The sequence below is a fragment of the Caulobacter sp. 05L422 genome (assembly GCF_056397765.1).
Map to the genome: position 1 here is coordinate 33,592 of NZ_JBFTOB010000014.1, position 18,698 is coordinate 52,289.

General features: G+C 67.3%; 13 protein-coding genes and 1 pseudogene. 9 read left to right on the forward strand and 5 right to left on the reverse strand.

All coding sequences use genetic code 11. The features are described 5' to 3' along the window. Window positions 1–9 precede the first annotated feature (9 nt). The 6 genes from AC1DMQ_RS14425 to AC1DMQ_RS14450 all read left to right on the forward strand — a co-directional run bounded on the left by AC1DMQ_RS14425 (window position 10) and on the right by AC1DMQ_RS14450 (window position 8,511). Entirely contained in the window at window positions 10–687 is a 678-nt protein-coding gene (locus AC1DMQ_RS14425; RefSeq protein WP_477034247.1) for a winged helix-turn-helix domain-containing protein, read from the forward strand. Next, the gene (locus AC1DMQ_RS14430; RefSeq protein WP_477034248.1) at window positions 688–2,010 is read left to right on the forward strand and encodes a sensor histidine kinase; all 1,323 of its coding nucleotides are present in this window, start codon (window positions 688–690) and stop codon (window positions 2,008–2,010) included. A 92-nt stretch (window positions 2,011–2,102) separates the two neighbouring features. Further along, window positions 2,103–3,461 carry a TolC family protein gene (locus tag AC1DMQ_RS14435; protein ID WP_477034249.1) on the forward strand — a complete coding sequence of 453 codons (1,359 nt, stop codon included), beginning with the start codon at window positions 2,103–2,105 and terminating at the stop codon, window positions 3,459–3,461. Next, entirely contained in the window at window positions 3,458–4,351 is an 894-nt protein-coding gene (locus AC1DMQ_RS14440; RefSeq protein WP_477034250.1) for an efflux RND transporter periplasmic adaptor subunit, read from the forward strand. Before AC1DMQ_RS14435 ends, AC1DMQ_RS14440 begins: the two co-directional genes overlap by 4 nt. Window positions 4,352–4,354: 3 nt before the next feature. Next, the gene (locus AC1DMQ_RS14445) at window positions 4,355–7,450 is read left to right on the forward strand and encodes an efflux RND transporter permease subunit (RefSeq protein WP_477034251.1); all 3,096 of its coding nucleotides are present in this window, start codon (window positions 4,355–4,357) and stop codon (window positions 7,448–7,450) included. A 41-nt stretch (window positions 7,451–7,491) separates the two neighbouring features. Next, on the forward strand, window positions 7,492–8,511 hold the full coding sequence (locus AC1DMQ_RS14450; RefSeq protein WP_477034252.1) for a YncE family protein: 1,020 nt from the start codon (window positions 7,492–7,494) through the stop codon (window positions 8,509–8,511). Window positions 8,512–8,623: 112 nt separating this feature from the next. Here the strand turns inward: AC1DMQ_RS14450 and AC1DMQ_RS14455 are convergent, their stop codons facing one another. Further along, complete coding sequence (locus tag AC1DMQ_RS14455; RefSeq protein WP_477034253.1) at window positions 8,624–10,606, reverse strand: methyl-accepting chemotaxis protein; 1,983 nt, start codon at window positions 10,604–10,606, stop codon at window positions 8,624–8,626. 146 nt (window positions 10,607–10,752) lie between these two features. After that, window positions 10,753–12,837, reverse strand: a complete 2,085-nt coding sequence (locus AC1DMQ_RS14460; protein WP_477034254.1) for a hybrid sensor histidine kinase/response regulator — start codon at window positions 12,835–12,837, stop codon at window positions 10,753–10,755. A gap of 409 nt (window positions 12,838–13,246) precedes the next feature. On the opposite strand from AC1DMQ_RS14460, the gene AC1DMQ_RS14465 reads away from it, so the two are divergent. From AC1DMQ_RS14465 to AC1DMQ_RS14475, 3 genes and pseudogenes are all read left to right on the forward strand, one after another. After that, window positions 13,247–13,615, forward strand: coding sequence for an MmcQ/YjbR family DNA-binding protein (locus AC1DMQ_RS14465; RefSeq protein ID WP_477034255.1), 369 nt, complete (start codon window positions 13,247–13,249; stop codon window positions 13,613–13,615). A 277-nt stretch (window positions 13,616–13,892) separates the two neighbouring features. Next, window positions 13,893–15,161: pseudogene (gene traG / locus AC1DMQ_RS14470) on the forward strand (IncP-type conjugal transfer protein TraG); the annotation flags it as partial. Continuing rightward, window positions 15,158–15,571 carry a ribbon-helix-helix protein, CopG family gene (locus AC1DMQ_RS14475; RefSeq protein WP_477034256.1) on the forward strand — a complete coding sequence of 138 codons (414 nt, stop codon included), beginning with the start codon at window positions 15,158–15,160 and terminating at the stop codon, window positions 15,569–15,571. The pseudogene traG and the gene AC1DMQ_RS14475, both read left to right, overlap by 4 nt. 79 nt (window positions 15,572–15,650) lie before the next feature. Here AC1DMQ_RS14475 and AC1DMQ_RS14480 read toward each other — a convergent pair whose 3' ends face one another. From AC1DMQ_RS14480 to AC1DMQ_RS14490, 3 genes are all read right to left on the reverse strand, one after another. Further along, window positions 15,651–16,538 (reverse strand): hypothetical protein, encoded by an 888-nt coding sequence (locus tag AC1DMQ_RS14480; RefSeq protein ID WP_477034257.1) that lies wholly within the window; start codon window positions 16,536–16,538, stop codon window positions 15,651–15,653. 105 nt (window positions 16,539–16,643) lie between these two features. Beyond that, window positions 16,644–17,159 (reverse strand): hypothetical protein, encoded by a 516-nt coding sequence (locus AC1DMQ_RS14485; RefSeq protein ID WP_477034258.1) that lies wholly within the window; start codon window positions 17,157–17,159, stop codon window positions 16,644–16,646. Beyond that, complete coding sequence (locus AC1DMQ_RS14490; protein WP_477034259.1) at window positions 17,156–18,556, reverse strand: hypothetical protein; 1,401 nt, start codon at window positions 18,554–18,556, stop codon at window positions 17,156–17,158. The genes AC1DMQ_RS14485 and AC1DMQ_RS14490 overlap by 4 nt, the downstream gene beginning before the upstream one ends. Window positions 18,557–18,698 lie beyond the last annotated feature (142 nt).

The following is an 18,698-nucleotide window of genomic DNA, read 5'->3' on the forward strand; positions in this document are numbered from 1 at the left end:
GTTGGCCGCATGAAACTGTTGCTGGTCGAGGACGACAAGGAAGCCGCGGCCTACCTTAAGCGGGCCTTGTCAGAGGCCGGTCATACGGTCGACTACGCCGCGACCGGCCGCGAGGGCCTGATGCTCGCGGCCGCCGAGACCTATGACGTCATCGTCCTGGACCGCATGCTGCCCCAGATCGACGGCCTGGCGATCCTGCGGACGATCCGCGCGTCGGGGGTCAAGACGCCGGTTCTGCTGTTGACCGCCCTGGGCGGCATCGACGACCGGGTTGAGGGCCTGGAGGCCGGCGGCGACGACTATCTGGTCAAGCCGTTCGCCTTCGCCGAGCTGCAGGCCCGGGTCAACGCCCTGGCGCGGCGGCCGCCGCCGCAGGATGTGCCCACCAACCTGCGGATTTCGGACCTGACGCTGGATCTGCTCAAGCGCACCGTCACGCGGGCCGGCGCTCGCATCGAGCTGCAGCCGCGGGAGTTCCAGCTGTTGGAATATCTGATGCGCCACGCCGGCCGGGTGGTGACCCGGACGATGCTGTTGGAGAGCGTCTGGGACTTCCACTTCGACCCCAAGACCAACATCGTCGAGACTCATATGAGCCGGCTGCGGTCCAAGGTCGATCGCGGCCAGCGCCATGAGCTGATCCATACGGTGCGCGGCGCGGGCTACTGCCTGCGCGAGCCCGACTAGATGTTCCGCTCGACCAGCCTGCGCCTGGCGGCCCTCTACACCGCCGTCTTCGCGCTGTCGGTGGTGGCGCTGGGGGCGATCACCCTGCTGACGACGCGGGGCGCGCTGTCCGAACAGTTCAACGCCCGCATCCAGTCCGAATCCGTGGCCCTGACCCAGGAGTTCTACAGCGAGGGTCTGGAGGGCGTCGTCCAGGCCGTCCGCGAGCGCGACCGCACGCCCGGCGCGCTGGACTACGGCCTGGTGGGCCCCGACGCAAAGCCCCTGGCCGGCCGTCTGGCCGTGAGCGGCGCGGCGTCGGGCTGGTCGACGGTCCAGACCCGCCAACGCGATGGTGAGGTCGAGCCGATCCGCGTGCTAACCGTGGCGTTGCCGGGCGGCTATCGCCTGCTGGTCGGTGACGACGAGGAGCGGATCGAGGCGCTGGACGGCGCGGTGCTGCGCGGCTTCGGCTGGGCCTTCGCGGGGGTGGTGATCCTGGGCGTGGCCGGCGGCTTCGCGCTCAGCCGTGACGTCCACCGGAGACTGGCGGCGATCTCGGGCACGGCCGAGGCAATCATCGACGGCGACCTGAGCCGGAGAGTTCCGGTGCGCGGCTCGCAGGACGATCTGGACCGCCTGGCCGAGACCATCAACCGCATGCTCGACCGGATCACGACCCTGATGGAGAGCCTGCGCCAAGTGTCCAACGACATCGCCCACGACCTGCGCACGCCGCTGACGCGGCTGCGCCAGCGTCTCGAGGTCGGCCTAGCTCGCGAGGCTGAGCGCGGCGAGGCCATCGAGGGCGCGCTGGGCGACCTGGACACCATTCTCGAGACCTTCGCGGCCCTGCTGCGCATCGCCCAGATCGAGGGCGGGGCCCGGCGGGCGGCGTTCCGCGCCATCGATCTTGCCCAGCTGGCTCGCACGGTCGTCGACGCCTTTGCGCCCTCTGCCGAGGATGCGCGCCAGACCTTGCGGCTGGAGCGCGAGGTGGAGGTGGTCATCGACGGCGACCCGGAGCTTCTGACCCAGATGCTGGTCAATCTGGTCGAGAACGCGCTTCGTCACACGGGAGAAGGGGCGGCAATTCGGGTCGGAGTCGAGCGAGCTCAGGGCGCGCCGGTCCTGTGGGTGGCCGACGATGGCCCCGGCGTGCCGGCGGGCGAGCGTGAGAAGCTGTTCGACCGCTTCTACCGTCTGGAGCGCAGCCGCTCGGCCCCGGGCAGCGGACTGGGCCTGGCCTTGGTGGCTGCGGTGGCCCGCCTGCACGGCGCGGAGGTGCGGCTGCATGACGCCCAGCCGGGCCTGGAAGCGCGGGTCAGCTTCCCCGGTTCGTGAGAAGAGCCTTCGTCAGGTTGGGAATTCGCAATCTGCCCGTCATGACGTCGTCAGTTCGCCGCCGCTAAGTCGGATCCGTTCAGGAGCCTTGCATGCACGCCCGCTTCGCCGTCGTCACAGCCGGGTTCGCTTGGGTCGCCTTGGTGGTGGTCGGCTGCACGCCCTACGTCGCCGAGCCGGTGCATCTGGAAGCCTATCCCGCCGCGCTGGAAGCCCGCCGGCTGGATGAGAAGCCAGCCGGCGCCACCTGGACCGGCGGCGACTTGCTAGCCGCCGCCCTACCGCGTAACGCCTCCGTCGCCGAGGTCGCGGCCAAATACCGGACGGCGGTGGCGGCAGCCAAGACTTCGCGGGTCGCCCCCAGCATCACCCTGACGCTCACGGCCGAATACGCCAAGAGCGAGCCGAAACAGTGGCTGTACGGTGTGGGTTCCGACATTCCGCTGGACATCGGCGCGCGGCGCGGCGAACGGCTCAACGCCGCCGACCTGGCCGCCGTGCAGGCGCTCTACAACTATGGCGAGGCGGTCTGGACCGTCCGCGCCGCCTTGACGCGGGCCCGGGCCGATCGCCTGTCGGCCGACGCCGAGATGGCCTTGGCCCAGCGCCTCGAGGCTGTTCGCCAAGCTCGCGTCGATCGCCTGGACCGCCGGGTCGCGGCTGGTGAGGACGACCGCAGCCTGGCGCTGGTCGCTCGAACCGACCTGGCCGTCGCCCACCGTCGCGTCGCTGACGCCCGCGCGCGCCGTGTCCAGGCCGACGCCGCCCTGGCCCAGGCTCTGGGCGTGCCGGGCGCCGCCGTCGCCGACCTGTCGCTGGCGCCCGTCGCGCCGCCGCCGGAAGGGCTGGACCTGACCCGGGCCCGCCGCGACGCCGCCCTGACCCGGCGTGACGTCCTCAAGGCCGTGGTCGACTACGACCTGGCCGAAAGCGCCCTGAGGCTGGAGGTCGTCAAGCAGTATCCGGAGATCCATGTGGGGCCGGGCTATACCTATGATCACGGCGTCGCCAAGCTGCCCTTCAACCTGGGCCTGGTCCTGCCGCCGATGGACCTGAACCGCGCCGCCATCGCCCAGGCCGAGGCCAAGCGGGCCGAGGCGGGCCGCTCGCTGGAGGCCGTGCAGGCCGCCGCCTTGGGCGCGGTGGACCAGGCGTGGGCGGCCCTGGGCGCGGCGCGGATCACCGAGGCCTCCACCCGTGAGCGCGACCTGCCCGTCGCTCGGCGCCTGGCCGAAGCGACCGCCCGCAGCGCGAGGGCGGGCGAGGCCGACCGCGTCGACGAGCTGGGCGCCCAGGCGACCCTGATCGAGGCCGAGTTGGCGGTGCTCGACGCGCGGCGCGCCGCCACCACAGCCGGCGTTGACCTGGAGGACGCCCTGCGCGTCCCGTTCGATCCGGCCGAGACCGCCCTGCTGCAGACCGCGTCCCGCGCGCTTGGAGGCCAACAATGAACAAGCTCGCGATATTCGCCCTCATCGCTGGCGTGAGCTGGGCCGGTATCGTCCAGGCGACTGAGGTCCAGCTCGATGCAGCCACCCAGAAGCGGCTCGGCGTTACGACCGCGCCCCTTGTCGCAGCTCGGCGGCAGGCGGTCGCGACCGGTTTCGCTCGGGTGCTGGATCCCGTGCCGCTGGCCACGCTGGACGGCGATCTCGTCACCGCCGCCACGGCCGCCGCCGCCTCGCGCGCCGAGGCCGCCCGGACCAAGACCCTGGCCGCGGCCGACGCCACCGTCTCGCTGAAGGTCGCCCAGGCCGCTCAGGCCCAGGCCAGCGCCGACGCCGCCAAGCTGGTGCTGCTGCGCCGCCGCGTCGGTCTGGAATGGGGCGCCGCCTTCGCCAATGACGCCAGCCGCTCGCGGCTGATCGCCGAACTCGTCGCGGGACGGACCGTGCTTGTTCGAATCGACGCTCCGGCAGGGACCGGCGGGGCTCGCAGCGCGAGGATGCTACTGAGCGGCGGCGAGGCGGTCGATGTCGCGATCCTCGGGGTCGCCCGGACGGCCGACCCGCGCGTCCAGACGGGCGGGCTGATCGGCGTCGTGCGCGGCCCGGTCGCCGCGCGCCTGGGCGTGGGCATGTCGGCGCCGGTCACGCTGTCGGGCGCGGCCGGCGGGACAGGGGTGCTGGTTCCCCGCTCGGCCCTGATCCGCACGGCGGGCCAGACCTTCGCCTATGTCCGCAAGGACGCCGCCCATTTCGAGCGGCGGGCGCTGGTCGCCCCGGCCTCGCAGCCGGAGGGTCTGTTCTCGGCCGGCGGCTTTGCGCCCGGCGAGCTGGTGGTGGTGTCCGGGGCCTCGGCCCTGCTGGCCGCCGAGACCGCGCCCAAGGCCGAGGACTAGGCGATGCTCAGCGCTGTTGTCCGCTGGTCTCTGGCCCGGCCGCGCCTGGTCGCCATCGCCGCCCTGCTGCTGTTCCTCTACGGCTGCATCGTCCTGGCGCATGCCAAGTTCGACGTCTTTCCCGAGTTTGTACCGGCCCAGGCCGAGATCCAGACCGAGGCCCCGGGCCTGACCGCCGAGCAGGTCGAGCAATTGGTCACCCGGCCGGTCGAGCAGGCCGTGAACGGCGCGTCGGGCGTGGACAAAGTGCGCTCGGAATCGATCCAGGGCATCTCGATTGTCAGCGTCACCTTCGCGCAAGGGGCCGAGCCCTACCGCGCCCGTCAAGTGGTCGCCGAGGCGTTGGCCGAAGTGCAGGGCGCCCTGCCGGCCGGCGTTCTGCCGCCCAAGGTCGCGCCCCTGACCTCCTCGACCATGGACCTGCTGAAAATCGGCTTCACCTCCGACAAGCTGACTCCCATGCAGTTGCGCGACCTGGTGCAATGGACGGTGCGGCCGCGCCTGCTGGCCGCCGCCGGCGTCGCCCGGGCCACGGTCTATGGCGGCGAGGTCCGCCGGTTCGAGGTTCGTGTGCGGCCCGACGACCTGGCGGCGCGCGATCTGTCGCTGGCCGACATGGTGGCGGCGGTCAAGGCGTCGACCGGGATCAGCGGCGGCGGCTATATCGACACGCCCGAGCAGCGGATCCTGATCGACGCCCGCGGCCAGGCCATGAGCGCCGCCGACATCGCGGCAGCCCCGATCCCTAACACTACTGGCGGCGCGCCGGTGCGGGTGGGCGACGTGGCCGACGTGGTCGACGCCCCGGCCCCCGACACGGGCACGGCGCTGATCATGGGCAAGCCCGGCGTGCTGGTGAATCTGTCCAGCCAGTACGGGGCCAACACCCTGGACGCCACCCACGCGGTCGAGGCCGCCCTGGCCGAGCTGAAGCCGGCCCTGGACGCCCAGGGCGTCAAGGTCGAGGGCAACCTGCACCGCCCGGCCAACTTCATCGCCGCCGCGCTCGGCGGCATCGTCGACGACCTGGTGATCGGCGCGGTGCTGATCGCCGTGGTGCTGCTGCTGTTCATGCGGAACCTGCGCACGGTGCTGGTGTCGTTCGTCTCGATCCCATTGTCGCTGCTGACTGCGGTGATCGTGCTGGACGCCATGGGCTGGACCGTCAACACCATGACCCTGGGCGGCCTGGCCGTGGCCTTGGGGGTGGTGGTCGACGACGCGGTCATCGACGTCGAAAACATCGTGCGCCGCCTGCGCTCGCGCGGCGACGAGCCCGCCGCCGCCACGGTGCTGGCCGCCTCGCTGGAGGTGCGCGCGCCGGTGATCTACGCGACCCTGGTCGTCGCCCTGGTGCTGACCCCGGTGCTGATGCTGGGCGGGCTGCAGGGGGCGTTCTTCTCGCCCCTGGCGGCCTCGTTCATCCTGGCCACCGTCGCCTCGCTGGCCGTGGCCATTGTCGTCACCCCGCCGCTGTGCCTGCTGATGCTGTCCAACACCCGCCTCCCGGACGAGCCTGGCGTGATCCTGCGGGCCAAGGCCTGGCACGAGACCGTGCTGGTCCGTGCGGCCGGACGTCCGATGCTGGCCGTGATCGGCGCGGTCCTGGCGACGATCATCACGGTCGCCGGCCTGATGCTGTTCAATTCCGAGCTGCTGCCCAGCTTCCGCGAAAGCCATTTCGTGCTCGGCGTCGCCGGGCCGCCCGGCACGTCGCTGTCGGTGATGCGCAAGTACGGCGAGGGCATCACCCACGACCTGCTGGCCATCGACGGCGTCCAGAGCGTTGAGGAGACCATCGGCCGCGCCTCGGGGGGCGAGGACACCTGGGGCACGGAACGGAGCGAGTTCCATGTCGAGCTGAGGCCCAAGCTGTCGGGCCGGGACCAGGATCGCATCCAGGACGGGATCCACAAGACCCTGGACGCCTATCCGGGGCTCGAGACCGAAGTGTTGACCTTCCTGGGCGACCGGATCGGCGAGTCCCTGTCGGGCGAGACCGCCGCCCTGGCCGTCGGCGTCTACGGCGCCGACCTCGACACCCTGGACAAGACCGCCGCCCAAATCGCCGCCGTCATGGAGAAGGTCCCGGGCGCGGTCGATGTGAAGATCCAGACGCCGCCCAGGACGCCGGTGGTCCGCGCCGATCTCGACCTGCCGGCCATGGCCCGCTACGGCCTGGCGCCGGCCGAGGTGCTGGACGCGGTGCAGACCGCCTATCAAGGCTCGGTCGCCGCCCAGGTCTACCAGGAGAGCCGCGCCCTCGACATCGCGGTGACCACGACGCCCGACAGCCGCCAGGATCCCGAGGCGCTGGGCGAGCTGCTGATCCGCTCGGCCAGCGGCCAGGTCGTGCCGTTGACGGCGGTGGCCCACGTCTATCTGACCGACGGCCGCACCAGCGTGTCGCACGAGGGCGGACGCCAGCGGCAGGTGGTCACCACCAATCCGCCGCCCAAGGACGCCGCCAAGGTGACCAAGGCCGTCCAGGCCGCCATCGCCCAGCAGGTCCATCTGCCGCCCGGCGTCTATGTCGACTATGTCGGCACGGCCGCCGGAACCCAGGCCGCTCAGCGCCAGCTGCTGTTCAACGTCGCCATCGCCCTGGTCGCCGTGGTGGCCGTGCTGCTGATCACCTTCGGCGACGGCCGCGCGGTTTGCCTAATTCTAGCCTCCGCGCCGTTCGCTCTGGTCGGCGGCGTGATCGCCGTGGCCTTGACCGGCGCCAGCCTGTCGCTTGGCTCGCTGGTCGGTTTCGTGACCCTGTTCGGGGTGGCGGCCCGCAACGCCATCCTGCTGGTCTCGCACCTGGATCACCTGGTCACGGTCGAGGGCCACGACTGGTCGCTGGCTACCCTGGCCCAAGCGACCCGCGAGCGGGTGACGCCGATCCTGATGACCGCCCTGGTCACGGCCCTGGGCGTCCTGCCGCTCGCCATCCAGACCGGCCAGGCCGGGCGCGAGATCCAGGGGCCGATGGCGATCGTCATCCTGGGCGGCCTGATCACCTCGACCATCGCAAGCCTCGTCGTTCTGCCCTCCCTGATCTGGCGCTACGGCCGCGCGCCGCGCCCGATCGACGCGGCGGAAGTCCACTAGTTCACCCTTTGTCGTTCGGCTCGTCTCAGCAGGATTTCCCCATGAAGACCAAGTTCCTGGCCGCCTCCATCCTGGCCCTGACCGTCGTGACGGCTGCTCAAGCCCTGGCCGCCGCCGGGCCCGCGCCGATGAAGATCGTCGACCGCATCGCCGGTCCGGACGGCGGCTGGGACTACGCCAATTTCGACCCCGTCCACCGCCGCCTCTACGTGGCGCGTGGGGCTGCGGTCACGGCCGTCGACGTCGACACGGGCAAGGTCACGCCGGCCCTCGTCGCGGCCCAACGGGCGCATATCGCTCTGCCGCTGCCCGGCGGCGACGAGCTTCTGGTCACCAACGGCGGCGCCGACACCGCGACCCTCGTCGACGCCATGACCGGCATCGTCCGCGCCACGGTCCAGACCGGCCAGAACCCGGACGCGGCCCTGTTCGACCCCGCCAGCGGCCTGGCCTTCGTGATGAACGGCCGCAGCGGCGACATCACCCTGATCGACGTCAAGACCGCCAAGGCGGTGGGAGCGATCCCGGTCGGCGGCAAGTTGGAGTTCGGCGTTGCCGACGGCCAGGGCCGGGTGTTCGTCAATGTCGAGGACAAGGGCGAGATCGCCGTCATCGACACCGCCGCGCGCAAGGTGGTGGCCCACTGGGCCATGGCCGGTTGCGAAGAGCCCAGCGGTCTGACCTACGCCGGCGACCTCCGTCTGCTGATCGCCGCCTGCGCCAACGGCAAGGCAGAGGTGGTGTCATCGACCTCGGGCAAGGTCGTGGCCAGCCTGCCGGTCGGCGAGGAGCCCGACGCGGCCTTCTATGACGCCCACCGTTACTTGGCCTATGTGCCGAGCGGCGGGGCGGGGACCCTGTCGGTGATCGCCGTACGCGGCCCGACCGACGTCGCGGTGATCGAGACGGTGGCGACCAAGCCCGGCGCCCGGACGGGAACGTTCGATCCGCAGACCGGCAAGGTCTATCTGCCGTCCGCCGATTACGATCCGCCGGCCCAGCCGGGCGGCCGGCGGAGCGCCAAGAACGGGACGTTCGCGGTGCTCGTCCTGGGACGCTGAGGCTCGCAGACTGAACGTCCGCTTTCAGCATAGGCGTGAGAGTCCTCCTGGCGCGACCTAGGCTTCGCGCCTCCGAGACAGCTTGCCGTCCTGCGATCCCGTTGCAGATGGCCTAGAACTCTTCCCAGCCTTCGCTGGCCGGCTGAGCCGAGCCGGCGAAGGCGGCCAGCTTGGCCTGGGCCGCGCGGACCGGGTTGGCGCCGGGGCGGCTGGCCGAGCTGGCCGGAGCCACGGCCGGGCGCGGAGCCAGACGCGACACCTGGGTGGCCGGAGGAGCGCGGCGTGTCGTGGTCGTGCGGGCGGTTTGAGCGCCGCTGACCTGGAACCTGCCGATCATCTGCATCAGGCTATTGGCCTCGCCCTTCAGGGCGTGGCTGGCGGCCGTCGATTGCTCGACCATGGCGGCGTTCTGCTGGACGGTCTGATCCATCTGGTTGACTGCGGCGTTGACCTCATTGAGGCCGGTGGCCTGCTCGGCGCCGCCAGCGGCGATCTCGCTGACCAGGGCGTCGATCTCACTGACCTTGCCGACGATGGCCTGCAGGGCCTCGCCTGTCTGGCCGACCATCGACACGCCTTGGCCCACTTGCTGGGTCGAGGACGAGATCAGGGTCTTGATCTCCTTGGCGGCGTCGGCCGAGCGCTGGGCCAGGGCCCGGACTTCCTGGGCGACGACCGCGAAGCCTCGGCCGGCGTCACCGGCGCGAGCCGCTTCGACGCCGGCGTTCAGGGCCAGCAGGTTGGTCTGGAAGGCGATCTCGTCGATCACGCCGATGATCTGGCTGATCTCCTGCGACGACTTCTCGATCTGGTTCATGGCGTCGACGGCGCCGCGCACCACCACGGCCGAACGTTCGGCGTCCGAACGGGTCGAGGTGACGACGCGCGAGGCCTCGACGGCGCCGGCCGACGAGCGCTTCACCGTGGCGGTGATCTCGTCCAGGGCGGCGGCGGTCTCTTCCAGGCTGGCGGCCTGCTGCTCGCTGCGGCGCGACAGGTCGTCGGCGGCCGAGGCGATCTCGTCCGAACCCGAACCGATGCTGTTGGCGGCGTGGACGATGGTGCGCATGGCGTCTTCCATCTGGGTGATGGCGCCGTTGAAGTCGCTCTGCAGGCGCTGGTAGGCCTGCGGGAAGTCGGCGTCGACGCGATAGGTCAGGTCGCCGTCCGCCAGGCGGGTCAGGCCCGTGGCGATGTGTTCCATGACGAAGGCCTGCTCGCGGGCGGCGGCTTCGGCCGCGTCCTGGTTGCGGGCGCGTTCGGCTTCGGTCTCGGCGCTGGCGCGTTGCTGGGCGGCCTCGGCGGTGCGCAGGGCCAGGGCGTTGTCCTTGAACACCTGGACCGAGCGGGCCATGGCGCCGACCTCGTCTTTGCGCTCGGCGCCCTTGACCTCGACGTCGACGCTGCCTTGGGCCAGCACTTCCATGGTCTTGGACGTGGCCAGCAGCGGGCCGGCGATCTTGGAACGGCCGATCCAGACAGCGAAGGCCAGGGCGGCTGCTGCGGCGGCGATGCTGAGCGCCACCGTCAAGACGGCGCCGCGGTTGGCGTCGGCCTTGGACTGCGCGACCATTGCTTGAGTTTCGGCGCCGTGGTGGTCGATCCAATTGGCGACATCCTTGTTCAAGCCGACGATCTGCGGATCGATATCGCCCATCATCATCTTGGCCGCGTCGTCGGCGTTCTGCAGGCCCATGTCGGCCCCTTGCCGGGCGCTGGCGTGGATCGACTTGAAACGGGCGCGGAAGCCGTTGATCTGCTGTGCGGAAGTCGGATCGGCGGCGATGACCTTGTCGAGAAAGGCGTTGCCCTTGCCGTACGCCGTTTCGATGTCGGCGGAAGCTTCTTGAGCGGTCTGAGAGGCGCCGTCATAGGCGATCGTGCGATAGGCCGAGTAGCCGATCGACGTCACCTGCCGGTTGAACCGTGAGGTCGCCAGCTCGGCGGGCGCGCGAGCATCGACCAGGATCTGCGCCGAGGATTCGATCCGGCGCGCCTGCCAAACACCGCCGGCCACGCACGCCATCGCCACGGCCACGAGCAGCAACGCCGGCAGCACGACTTTGGTGGAGATCTTCAGATCATCGAGCTTCATCACCGCGCCTCACGCCGAAAACTACCGCGCCATTGTGCGGGCGGCCGGCTAAAGCGTGGTTAAGGCCAGGGCGCGTGGCGTTTGGTCGCAGGGCTTCCACGGCGGACGTCTATGACCGATCGAAGGCGGCAACGACTGGCGCGCGGCTAGGAGACGTCGCGATCCAGCGCTTCGACCATCGCCTGGACCAAGGCTTCGGCTTTGAAGGGCTTGGCGACATATCCATCCATGCCGGCCGCGAGGTAGCTCTCGATCTGGTGCGGCATGACGTTGGCGGTCAGGGCAAGGATCGGCGTGCGAGATCTGTCCTGACGCGCTTCGAGCGTCCTGAACGCCTTGGTCGCGGCCACGCCGTCCATGATCGGCATTTGGATATCCATCAGCACGATGTCGAACGCCTCTGCGGCGAACACTTCCACCGCTTCGCGGCCGTTAGTCGCCAAGGTGATATCCAGACCCAGCGGTTCAAGCAGCGCCTGGATGAGAACACGATTGGTGCGGTTGTCATCGACCGCCAGGAGTCGGGCAGCCCGAACAGGTGCTTCGATGGCTGGAGGCGCCGTTTCAGGAGCCGCGCCGCGTTCCAAGGTCAGGTCAAACCAGAAGCAGGAGCCTTGGTCTGGCCAGCTTTTAACGTGAAGTTCGCCGCCCATGGCGTTCACCAGGCGGCGGCTGATCGCAAGGCCAAGGCCGGTGCCGCCATAAACCCGCGTGGTCGACGCGTCGCCCTGGACGAAGCTCTCGAAAATGCGCGGCAAGGCTTCGGAGATCATGCCCACGCCGGTGTCGGCTACGGTGAAGCGGATCGCAGCACCAAGGCGACGGGCGCTGACTTCAACGCTGCCAGCTTCAGTGAATTTCACCGCGTTGGACACCAGGTTGCCGATGACTTGGCGCAGGCGAAGCTCGTCGCCCAACCAATAGCCGCCAAGGTCGTCTTCGACGTCGAGATCCAGCCGCAGCCGCTTTTGTGCGGCGAGATCGGCGTAGGTCCTGCACGTCATGGTGAGCGTGTTCTCAAGATCAAAGTCGCGCTGATCGAGGGCCAGGCCGCCCGCCTCGATCTTGGCCAGGTCAAGCAGGTCGTTGAGCAACACCAAAAGCATCTCGCCCGACTCTCGGGCGATGGCGATCCTCTGGGCTTGTTGCCGGGGCAGCCCATCACGTTCGATCACTTGCAGCATGCCAAGGACGCCGTTCAGAGGCGTGCGAATCTCGTGGCTCATATTCGCGAGGAACTCGCTCTTGCTCCGGTTGGCCGCTTCCGCCGCCTGGTGCGCATGCACCTGAGCCTCAAGGGCGGCCTGAAGTTCGGCGCCGTTACGATCCACGCGGCGGACGATCTTGCCGATGCGCGCGATCAGCGCCCACCCCACAAGGGCGAGCAGGGCCACCGCAAGCCCGATCAGGACCCCCGCTTCCCGGAAGACCTGAAAGCCTGGTCGCCTGGGCGTCCACTTCACGCCCGCGACGGGTTGATTGGCGAAGTCGCGCAGTTGCAGCCCGGCTTTGGCGCCTGCGGGGACGATCCCCACGTCATTTAGATGAAGGTCGCTCTTCAAAGCCCCTAGAAAGCCGGGGTCGGCCCGGACGGCCGTGAAAAGCACGACCGTTCGACCCGCCCTTAGGGCGTCGGCGGCGTCCTCGGGGACCACCGTGGATCCAGAAACGAAATACACCGCGCCGCGCCAGCGCATGACGCTGCTGAGGGTGCTGGACAATTCCGGCGCGGTGGGCGGAGCGTTGGGCCGCTCGAGGTGGCTCGCAAGTGCGGTTCGCCTGAGCTGCGCCAGCATGGGACGCACCTGGACGCTAAAATCAGCAAGCTGGTCGATCGAGCGTGTCCCTTGTCGGTCGTAGGCATAAAAAGGACGGTCGTTGGCGTCGAAAGCCAAGGCCAGATCAACGCCTCGATTGTTGACGAAGAAGGTGCCTATCTCGGCGTCTGCCCATGCCTGGTCACCGCCTGGGTGGAATTGGCGGTAGGCTTGGTCCCACACGGTGGCCGTGGTCAAATCGGCGCTGAGCTTGCCTGTCCAGCGCTGCAAGGTCCGCTCGGCCAGGGCTTGCTCCTGCCGGGCCTGAAGTTCGTTCACCGAGGCGACGGAAAAGGTCAACAGCGCTGCGCAGCTGGCGATCACGACAACAAGCACAACGGCCGCCAGCGTCAGCAGCAGGCGTACGTCTTGCCGGATAACGATATGAGCGTCTTGGCTGGGACGAACAGTCATGCGGACGCTCTTAGCGCCCGGCTGGTTATCTTAAAGCGGCAATGGCGGTCATGAGGCCATCTGCCGCAAGCACTCCCGGCCGAAGGCATCGACCGAAAAGCGTTCCGTAGCCTGCGCTTCGGGCGCTGGGCCGCCCAGGCCATGCACGCCCCGTCGAGGCCGCCTGAGCCGGCGGACACGGGGCGCGATGCAGGTTCCTAAGCCCGATTTCGGCAGGGGGATTTCGCCATTCCGGTTCGGGCTCGATGAAGCGGGCCCGAACCGCCCCTGACCAGCCTGTCCTCCCCCGCCGCTGCGGCTACGACGCGGTCCTGCCCGCCTACGACCGCCCCTGACGCCGTCCGCCGCCATCTTGCTCCCTGTCCCCGACTCGGGGCCTCAGGAGGGGACGGACGTGCGAGGGCTTGGGATGACGCCGGACGAATTCATGGACCTGGCCGCTGGCATCGGTCCCGACGTGCAGCGCAAGCCCGTGCTCGACACGGTCCAGTACCGCGTGGGCGCGAAGGTTTTCGCCACCCTGGGCTGGCCCGCCGAGGGTTGGGCGGTGGTCAAGCTGAACGCCGGCGACCAGCGAAGGGCCCTGGCCGCCTCCAACGCCTTCGCGCGCGAGCCGGGCCGGCGGCGCAATTCCGGGGTCACGCTCATCCATCTCAAGACGGTCGACCGCGCCCTGCTCGCCGAGGTGCTCGGCGCGGCCTGGCGCCAGGCCTATCTTGGATGTGGCCGGGCCGGCGCGGCGCACGCCGCGAGCGGCGCGCAGCTCGACGCCGGCTGAGACCTGGACCGACGCGCGGGCGCGTCTCGTCACGCCCCGTCCTTCATCCGCCACAGCCTCATTCTCTGAGCTCGCCCCACGCGTTCCTGAAGGACGATCGGCGAGGGGCCCTTCCTTGTGGGCGGTCGCTGGCGCGACCGCGCGCTTGGGGGCGCTGCCCCCTGGCGCACTTCGTATCGGTTTCCGCCCAGCTTCGCGGGCGTGAGGGCCTCGAGGATCTCGAGCGCGGCGACGGCTGCAGCCGGGTCCCCGCGAAACCGCCACTCCGTTTGCACCCCCCGAAGGGGCGCTCGAGCGCCGAAATCACTGGGAGAAAACGTCCCACAGCCTGCTCGTTGGCGTGATCCTGCACGTGCTCTACGCCGAACCGGACAAGACCTTGGCCGGTGTCGCCAACTTCCTGGCCGACCCGGCGCGGTCGATCGAGGCGACGCTGCGGGTGATGATGGCGACACGGCACCTTGGAGACCGCGTCCACCCCGTCGTCGCCAGCGCAGCCCGAGAGCTTCTGAATAAGAGCGACAACGAGCGCAGCGGGGTGCTCTCGACCGCGATGAGCTTCTTGGGGCTCTATCGCGATCCGGTGGTCGCGGCAGTCACCTCGCGGTGCGATTGGCGCATCACCGACTTGGTCGAGGCCGACAAGCCTGTCAGCCTCTATCTCGTGGTGCCGCCGTCGGACATCAGCCGGACCAAGCCGCTGATCCGTCTGATCCTCAACCAGATCGGCCGGCGACTGACCGAAGGTCTGGAAGCGTCGCGCGCGCGTCGGCCTCTGCTGCTGATGCTCGACGAGTTTCCGGCCTTGGGGCGCCTGGACTTCTTCGAAGCCTCGCTGGCGTTCATGGCCGGCTACAAAATTCGGGCTTTTCTAATAGCCCAGTCGCTGAACCAGATTGAAAAAGCCTACGGGCCGAATAACGCCATTTTGGACAATTGCCACGTCCGCGTGGCGTTCGCGACCAACGATGAGCGCACGGCGCGCCGGATCAGCGACAGCCTGGGCACGGCCACAGAGATGAGGGCGATGAAGAATTATGCGGGCCACAGGCTCTCACCTTGGCTCGGACATTTGATGGTTTCGCGCCAGGAAACGGCGCGGGCGCTGCTGACGCCGGGCGAGGTCATGCAGCTTCCATCGCAAGACGCCATCGTCCTGGTCGCCGGAGCGCCGCCCATTCGGGCGCGGAAGATCCGCTACTATGCCGACACGCGGCTCGCTGGACGTCTGCGACCGATCGCCGGCGTCGAACGACGCCCCCTCGCCAGCGGTCCATCTGCTTGGGTGATCGCGCCGACGCCGTCAGAGGCGGCGACGCCGCCGATTAAATCAAGCGCCGACGATGGCGGGTTGAAGCAGGAGCCGGAGCTGGCGGGCCATGAGCACAATGCGGCAGATCCGATCGTGGACCCGGTTGATCTGGAGTCGGATGGGGACGGTGACGAGGCGCAGCAGGGGCGGGAGATGCAGCGTCGGTTTGCCGGCGTCGCCCGGCAGACCGCTATGGACCAAGACGACGGCATTCCGCTGGGCGGTGACTCATGAAGATCCCCACCAAGGTCTTCCTTCCCCCCGACACTATCCGCAGGCTCGAGGTCCTGTCGGAGCGCTCGGGACGGGGCAAGTCGGAGATCGCCCGGGCGGCGATCGAGTCGTACCTGTCTCCGGACTCCGCAGAAGCGGCAGAGGCGGCGCTGACCCGTCGGATCGATCGACTATCTCGGCAACTCGATCGCATTGAGCGCGACGTCACGATCGTCACCGAAGCCGTGGCGCTTCATGTGAAGACCTGGCTCAAGATCACGCCGGTGATGTCTTCCGCTGAGGATCGTGCAGCGGCATCAAAAGGACAGGAACGCTACGCGGCGTTTGTCGACCTCCTGGCCAAGCGCCTTACGGACGGCCGACTGCTGAAGCGGGAGGTTGTTGCTGACGTCCCGGAGGAGCAACCCTGACTCTTCTCCGACCTTCGGAACGTCCGCTTCCTGGCAACGGTCGAGGCGCTAGCGACGTCGGTACTGCGAACGCGGATCCTCAATCGTCGTAGTCGAGGTAAAATACTCTGCGCGGTAGCGCATCTAGATCGACTGCCGGACGCTCATTGCCTCCAAGGGCCTTCCACATCCCAAGGCGCTTACGCGCGGACACCAAGGAAATCCTGAACAGGTTCGCCACGGCGAGCGGTGACTTTCCTAGGTCGAAAAGGCGGTAGCAGATTTCGACGCCGCGCTTCGTCAGCCGACCATCGTCATAGGACGAGTAGGGATGGCCAGGACTGTCGAAATCCTCCAGCCCTGTACCGCGCAAGTCTACTTCCCGGCGCAAGGCCTCGTCCTCAGCGTCACGCTCGTTCATCAATCGGCCGATGATCCGATCTAGCCGTTTTAACTCTGCGTCGTAGACACGCTCCGCCGCCGAAAATGCCATCGACTCCATTCTGATCGAGCTTGCGCGCTGCTGCTCACGGACTCGCTGAGAGAGGAGCTTGCTGAATGCTCGGATTTTATCCAGGGCATCGTAATCATGTTGGGGAAGGTGAAGCGGCTTCAGCTTGGACAGGCCGCTAAGCGGACGCTGGTCCTCCGTCTTCTGAAACTCCCTGACTCGCACCAAATCCCGCGCCCACCGCTCGTTGCTAAGGTCTGCGGTTAGGATGTGGAGATCGTGAGCGATATCGTTCCTGAAGGCGATTGCGGGCTCAATGCCCTTACGCTCCTCCTCGGTGATCACACCGTCCCGTATCAGCGCCTTGAAAGCCCGGCTGAGCCGCTTGTTCGGTCCAGGTTCCGACTCCAGTTCTGCCTGTGCCTTCGGGTCGTCACCTTGCCTTCCGGCCAAAGCTCGCTTGATGCGCTCGTGAGCCTCGTGCGCGTCCTGTATCTGGTTCCGTAGGTCTTCCGCGTGGAAGAGCACGAGCATCATCTGGTAGGTGCGATACTTTAGGACAGCCGCCTCAAGTGGGCGGAGCGGGCCACGATGAGGTCCGACATACTGAGACCGAGCTACCGCCATCGCTACCTCTCTGTACTAGCTTAGCAGCTTGGCACCCGGTGGAAGTTCGTAGCGCTCGTAGAACATGACGGTCGGACGGAGCTGCATAATCTGCGTCATCATTCGAGCCGAAAGGGCCTCAAGCCGCTCAATCGTGTAGTGTGCGAAATGCGCCTTGTTGGTTATCAGCTCGTAGCTGCCGTCGTAGATATTCTGCTCAAAATGACCATGCGCGACTTTATTGCGTTCCTCGTTTAGGTCGGTGATCTCCGCGAGGTCCAGGCCATTTAGGCGAAGGTCAACTGGCATCGCTTGTAGGACTGCGAGGCGATCAAGTCGCACCTTGAACATACCCTTGGTGAAATCCTTGAGGGCAATTGGATTGCCGAGTTCCGCGACGCACTTCTCAAGCAAGAGCGTAAGGTGCCGATCAATCTCGTTGTGAGCGAGAATGAACCTCCCAAGAGCGGCTTCGTAATTCTGCCTGATAGCAGGGTCAGCCGAGGGAATATCGTATTCGTCATCGAAATCAGGATCGGGATAGCCCATCATGACGCAGCCTCGTCTGTTGCTGGCTTGGAATGCTTCGTCACCCATTCAGGCACCGGCCCTGGAGGTCCTGGCTCCCACTTTGGCGCGGGCGCTACCTCTGGCTCCTCAGGCTCTTCCAGATCGGCCGTCGCCTTGACCCAAAATGTCATCTCGTAAGCGTCGTCAGGCGTGATGAGTTTAGCCTCAGCGGCGATGACCCGCGCGACGTACTCCTGAAGCACAACGAGTTGGTCCAGCTGCTCGCCAGTGAGACGGCTGTAGCCCGCGTGGACAATGTTAGATCGCACGGCGTAAATCGCATCGAAGGTCTTCATAATCTGCTCGCGCTCTTCGATGCTGCGTCCGATCAGATATGCGATCCGATTTCGCATGAGCTTGCCAATGCCAACGTCGGCATTCTCGTCCTTTGTGCCTCCGACAAGGATTTCCAAAGCGACCATGGCCTGGACATATTGAAGCAACTGATTGTCGCCCGCGTAGCTGTCGAAGAACCACTGCGCGGCGAGCTTGAGCCGCCTGCCATGCTTTTCGCTAGCCAGGATATATTCCAAGGTCGTGAGGTGCCGACCGACAGCATAAGCCCACTGCGGAGGGACTGCGGGATTGGTCGGTGGAAAGACTAAGCGGCTGAGCACATGGCTCCAAGCCGAGTCTAGACGGAACGTGCCCTCGTAGCGAAATACGCCGCCAACCTGCCGATTGAGAGTGATCCACATTTCGTTATCGGAGGTGGCTGGCAAGTAGTTCAGTCTAACCAAACCAAGCGCCAACATGAGGCCGAACATCGCGCGAATGTCCTCCAAGGCGCGATGATACGGATGGCTCATCTCTCTGCCCAGAACGTACCCGGTTCCGCGCACAACTAGATGGGCATTGTTGACCACCATAATGGCGTGGCCTTTGCCGAAGTTTTGCCCTTTCCCATTGGTGAGTGATGGAACGTCATAGGCGCGGTGAAGATGCTCCCCCTTACCGATATGGATGCGTTCGCTCAGCTCCCAAAGGCCACTCGACTGAAACTGGCTGTTCAGGGTTTGCGGCAGGGGAATGGAAAATGCGTAGGTATGCGGGACGGCTTCAATGGCGTCGATGATCTCGCCGGAAAGAGCAGCGAGGTCACTGAACCCGTTGATGGCCGATAGCGCACAACCATCGGCGTAGAGAAAGCCCTCCGCGCTGACCTTTTTCCGCAGGTAGTCGTCCAGGAAATCGGCGAACGGGTTCTCGGAGATATACTCCTTGAGAGAAGCCACATCGCCACTCGCGAAAGACCGATCAATCCCGTCGATCGTATCGGTGTCCTGATAGCCGAGAATGCCGCCATAGACCGTGATCCCAGCAAGCACGCCTTCCAGCTTCTCGGCGAGTATCTTCTTAAAGCGGGGATCGAGCTTCATGGCGGCCTAGCAGTAGACGACGAGGACGGGAGCAAAGTTCCACCCTAAGGCGCAAAGTTGGCCCTTGGAACTCGTGCTAAGTGCGCGCGGGGTCAGGTACCAAGTAAACACACACAGCCAACACGGCTGGCAGGGCTTTCTG

Bases quoted from the DNA above. Each gene is read 5' to 3' on its own strand.
- AC1DMQ_RS14425 (WP_477034247.1), top strand. From the start codon at position 10: ATGAAACTGTTGCTGGTCGAGGACGACAAGGAAGCCGCGGCCTACCTT.
- AC1DMQ_RS14430 (WP_477034248.1), top strand. From the start codon at position 688: ATGTTCCGCTCGACCAGCCTGCGCCTGGCGGCCCTCTACACCGCCGTC.
- AC1DMQ_RS14435 (WP_477034249.1), top strand. From the start codon at position 2,103: ATGCACGCCCGCTTCGCCGTCGTCACAGCCGGGTTCGCTTGGGTCGCC.
- AC1DMQ_RS14440 (WP_477034250.1), top strand. From the start codon at position 3,458: ATGAACAAGCTCGCGATATTCGCCCTCATCGCTGGCGTGAGCTGGGCC.
- AC1DMQ_RS14445 (WP_477034251.1), top strand. From the start codon at position 4,355: ATGCTCAGCGCTGTTGTCCGCTGGTCTCTGGCCCGGCCGCGCCTGGTC.
- AC1DMQ_RS14450 (WP_477034252.1), top strand. From the start codon at position 7,492: ATGAAGACCAAGTTCCTGGCCGCCTCCATCCTGGCCCTGACCGTCGTG.
- AC1DMQ_RS14455 (WP_477034253.1), bottom strand. From the start codon at position 10,606: ATGAAGCTCGATGATCTGAAGATCTCCACCAAAGTCGTGCTGCCGGCG.
- AC1DMQ_RS14460 (WP_477034254.1), bottom strand. From the start codon at position 12,837: ATGACTGTTCGTCCCAGCCAAGACGCTCATATCGTTATCCGGCAAGAC.
- AC1DMQ_RS14465 (WP_477034255.1), top strand. From the start codon at position 13,247: ATGACGCCGGACGAATTCATGGACCTGGCCGCTGGCATCGGTCCCGAC.
- AC1DMQ_RS14475 (WP_477034256.1), top strand. From the start codon at position 15,158: ATGAAGATCCCCACCAAGGTCTTCCTTCCCCCCGACACTATCCGCAGG.
- AC1DMQ_RS14480 (WP_477034257.1), bottom strand. From the start codon at position 16,538: ATGATGCTCGTGCTCTTCCACGCGGAAGACCTACGGAACCAGATACAG.
- AC1DMQ_RS14485 (WP_477034258.1), bottom strand. From the start codon at position 17,159: ATGATGGGCTATCCCGATCCTGATTTCGATGACGAATACGATATTCCC.
- AC1DMQ_RS14490 (WP_477034259.1), bottom strand. From the start codon at position 18,556: ATGAAGCTCGATCCCCGCTTTAAGAAGATACTCGCCGAGAAGCTGGAA.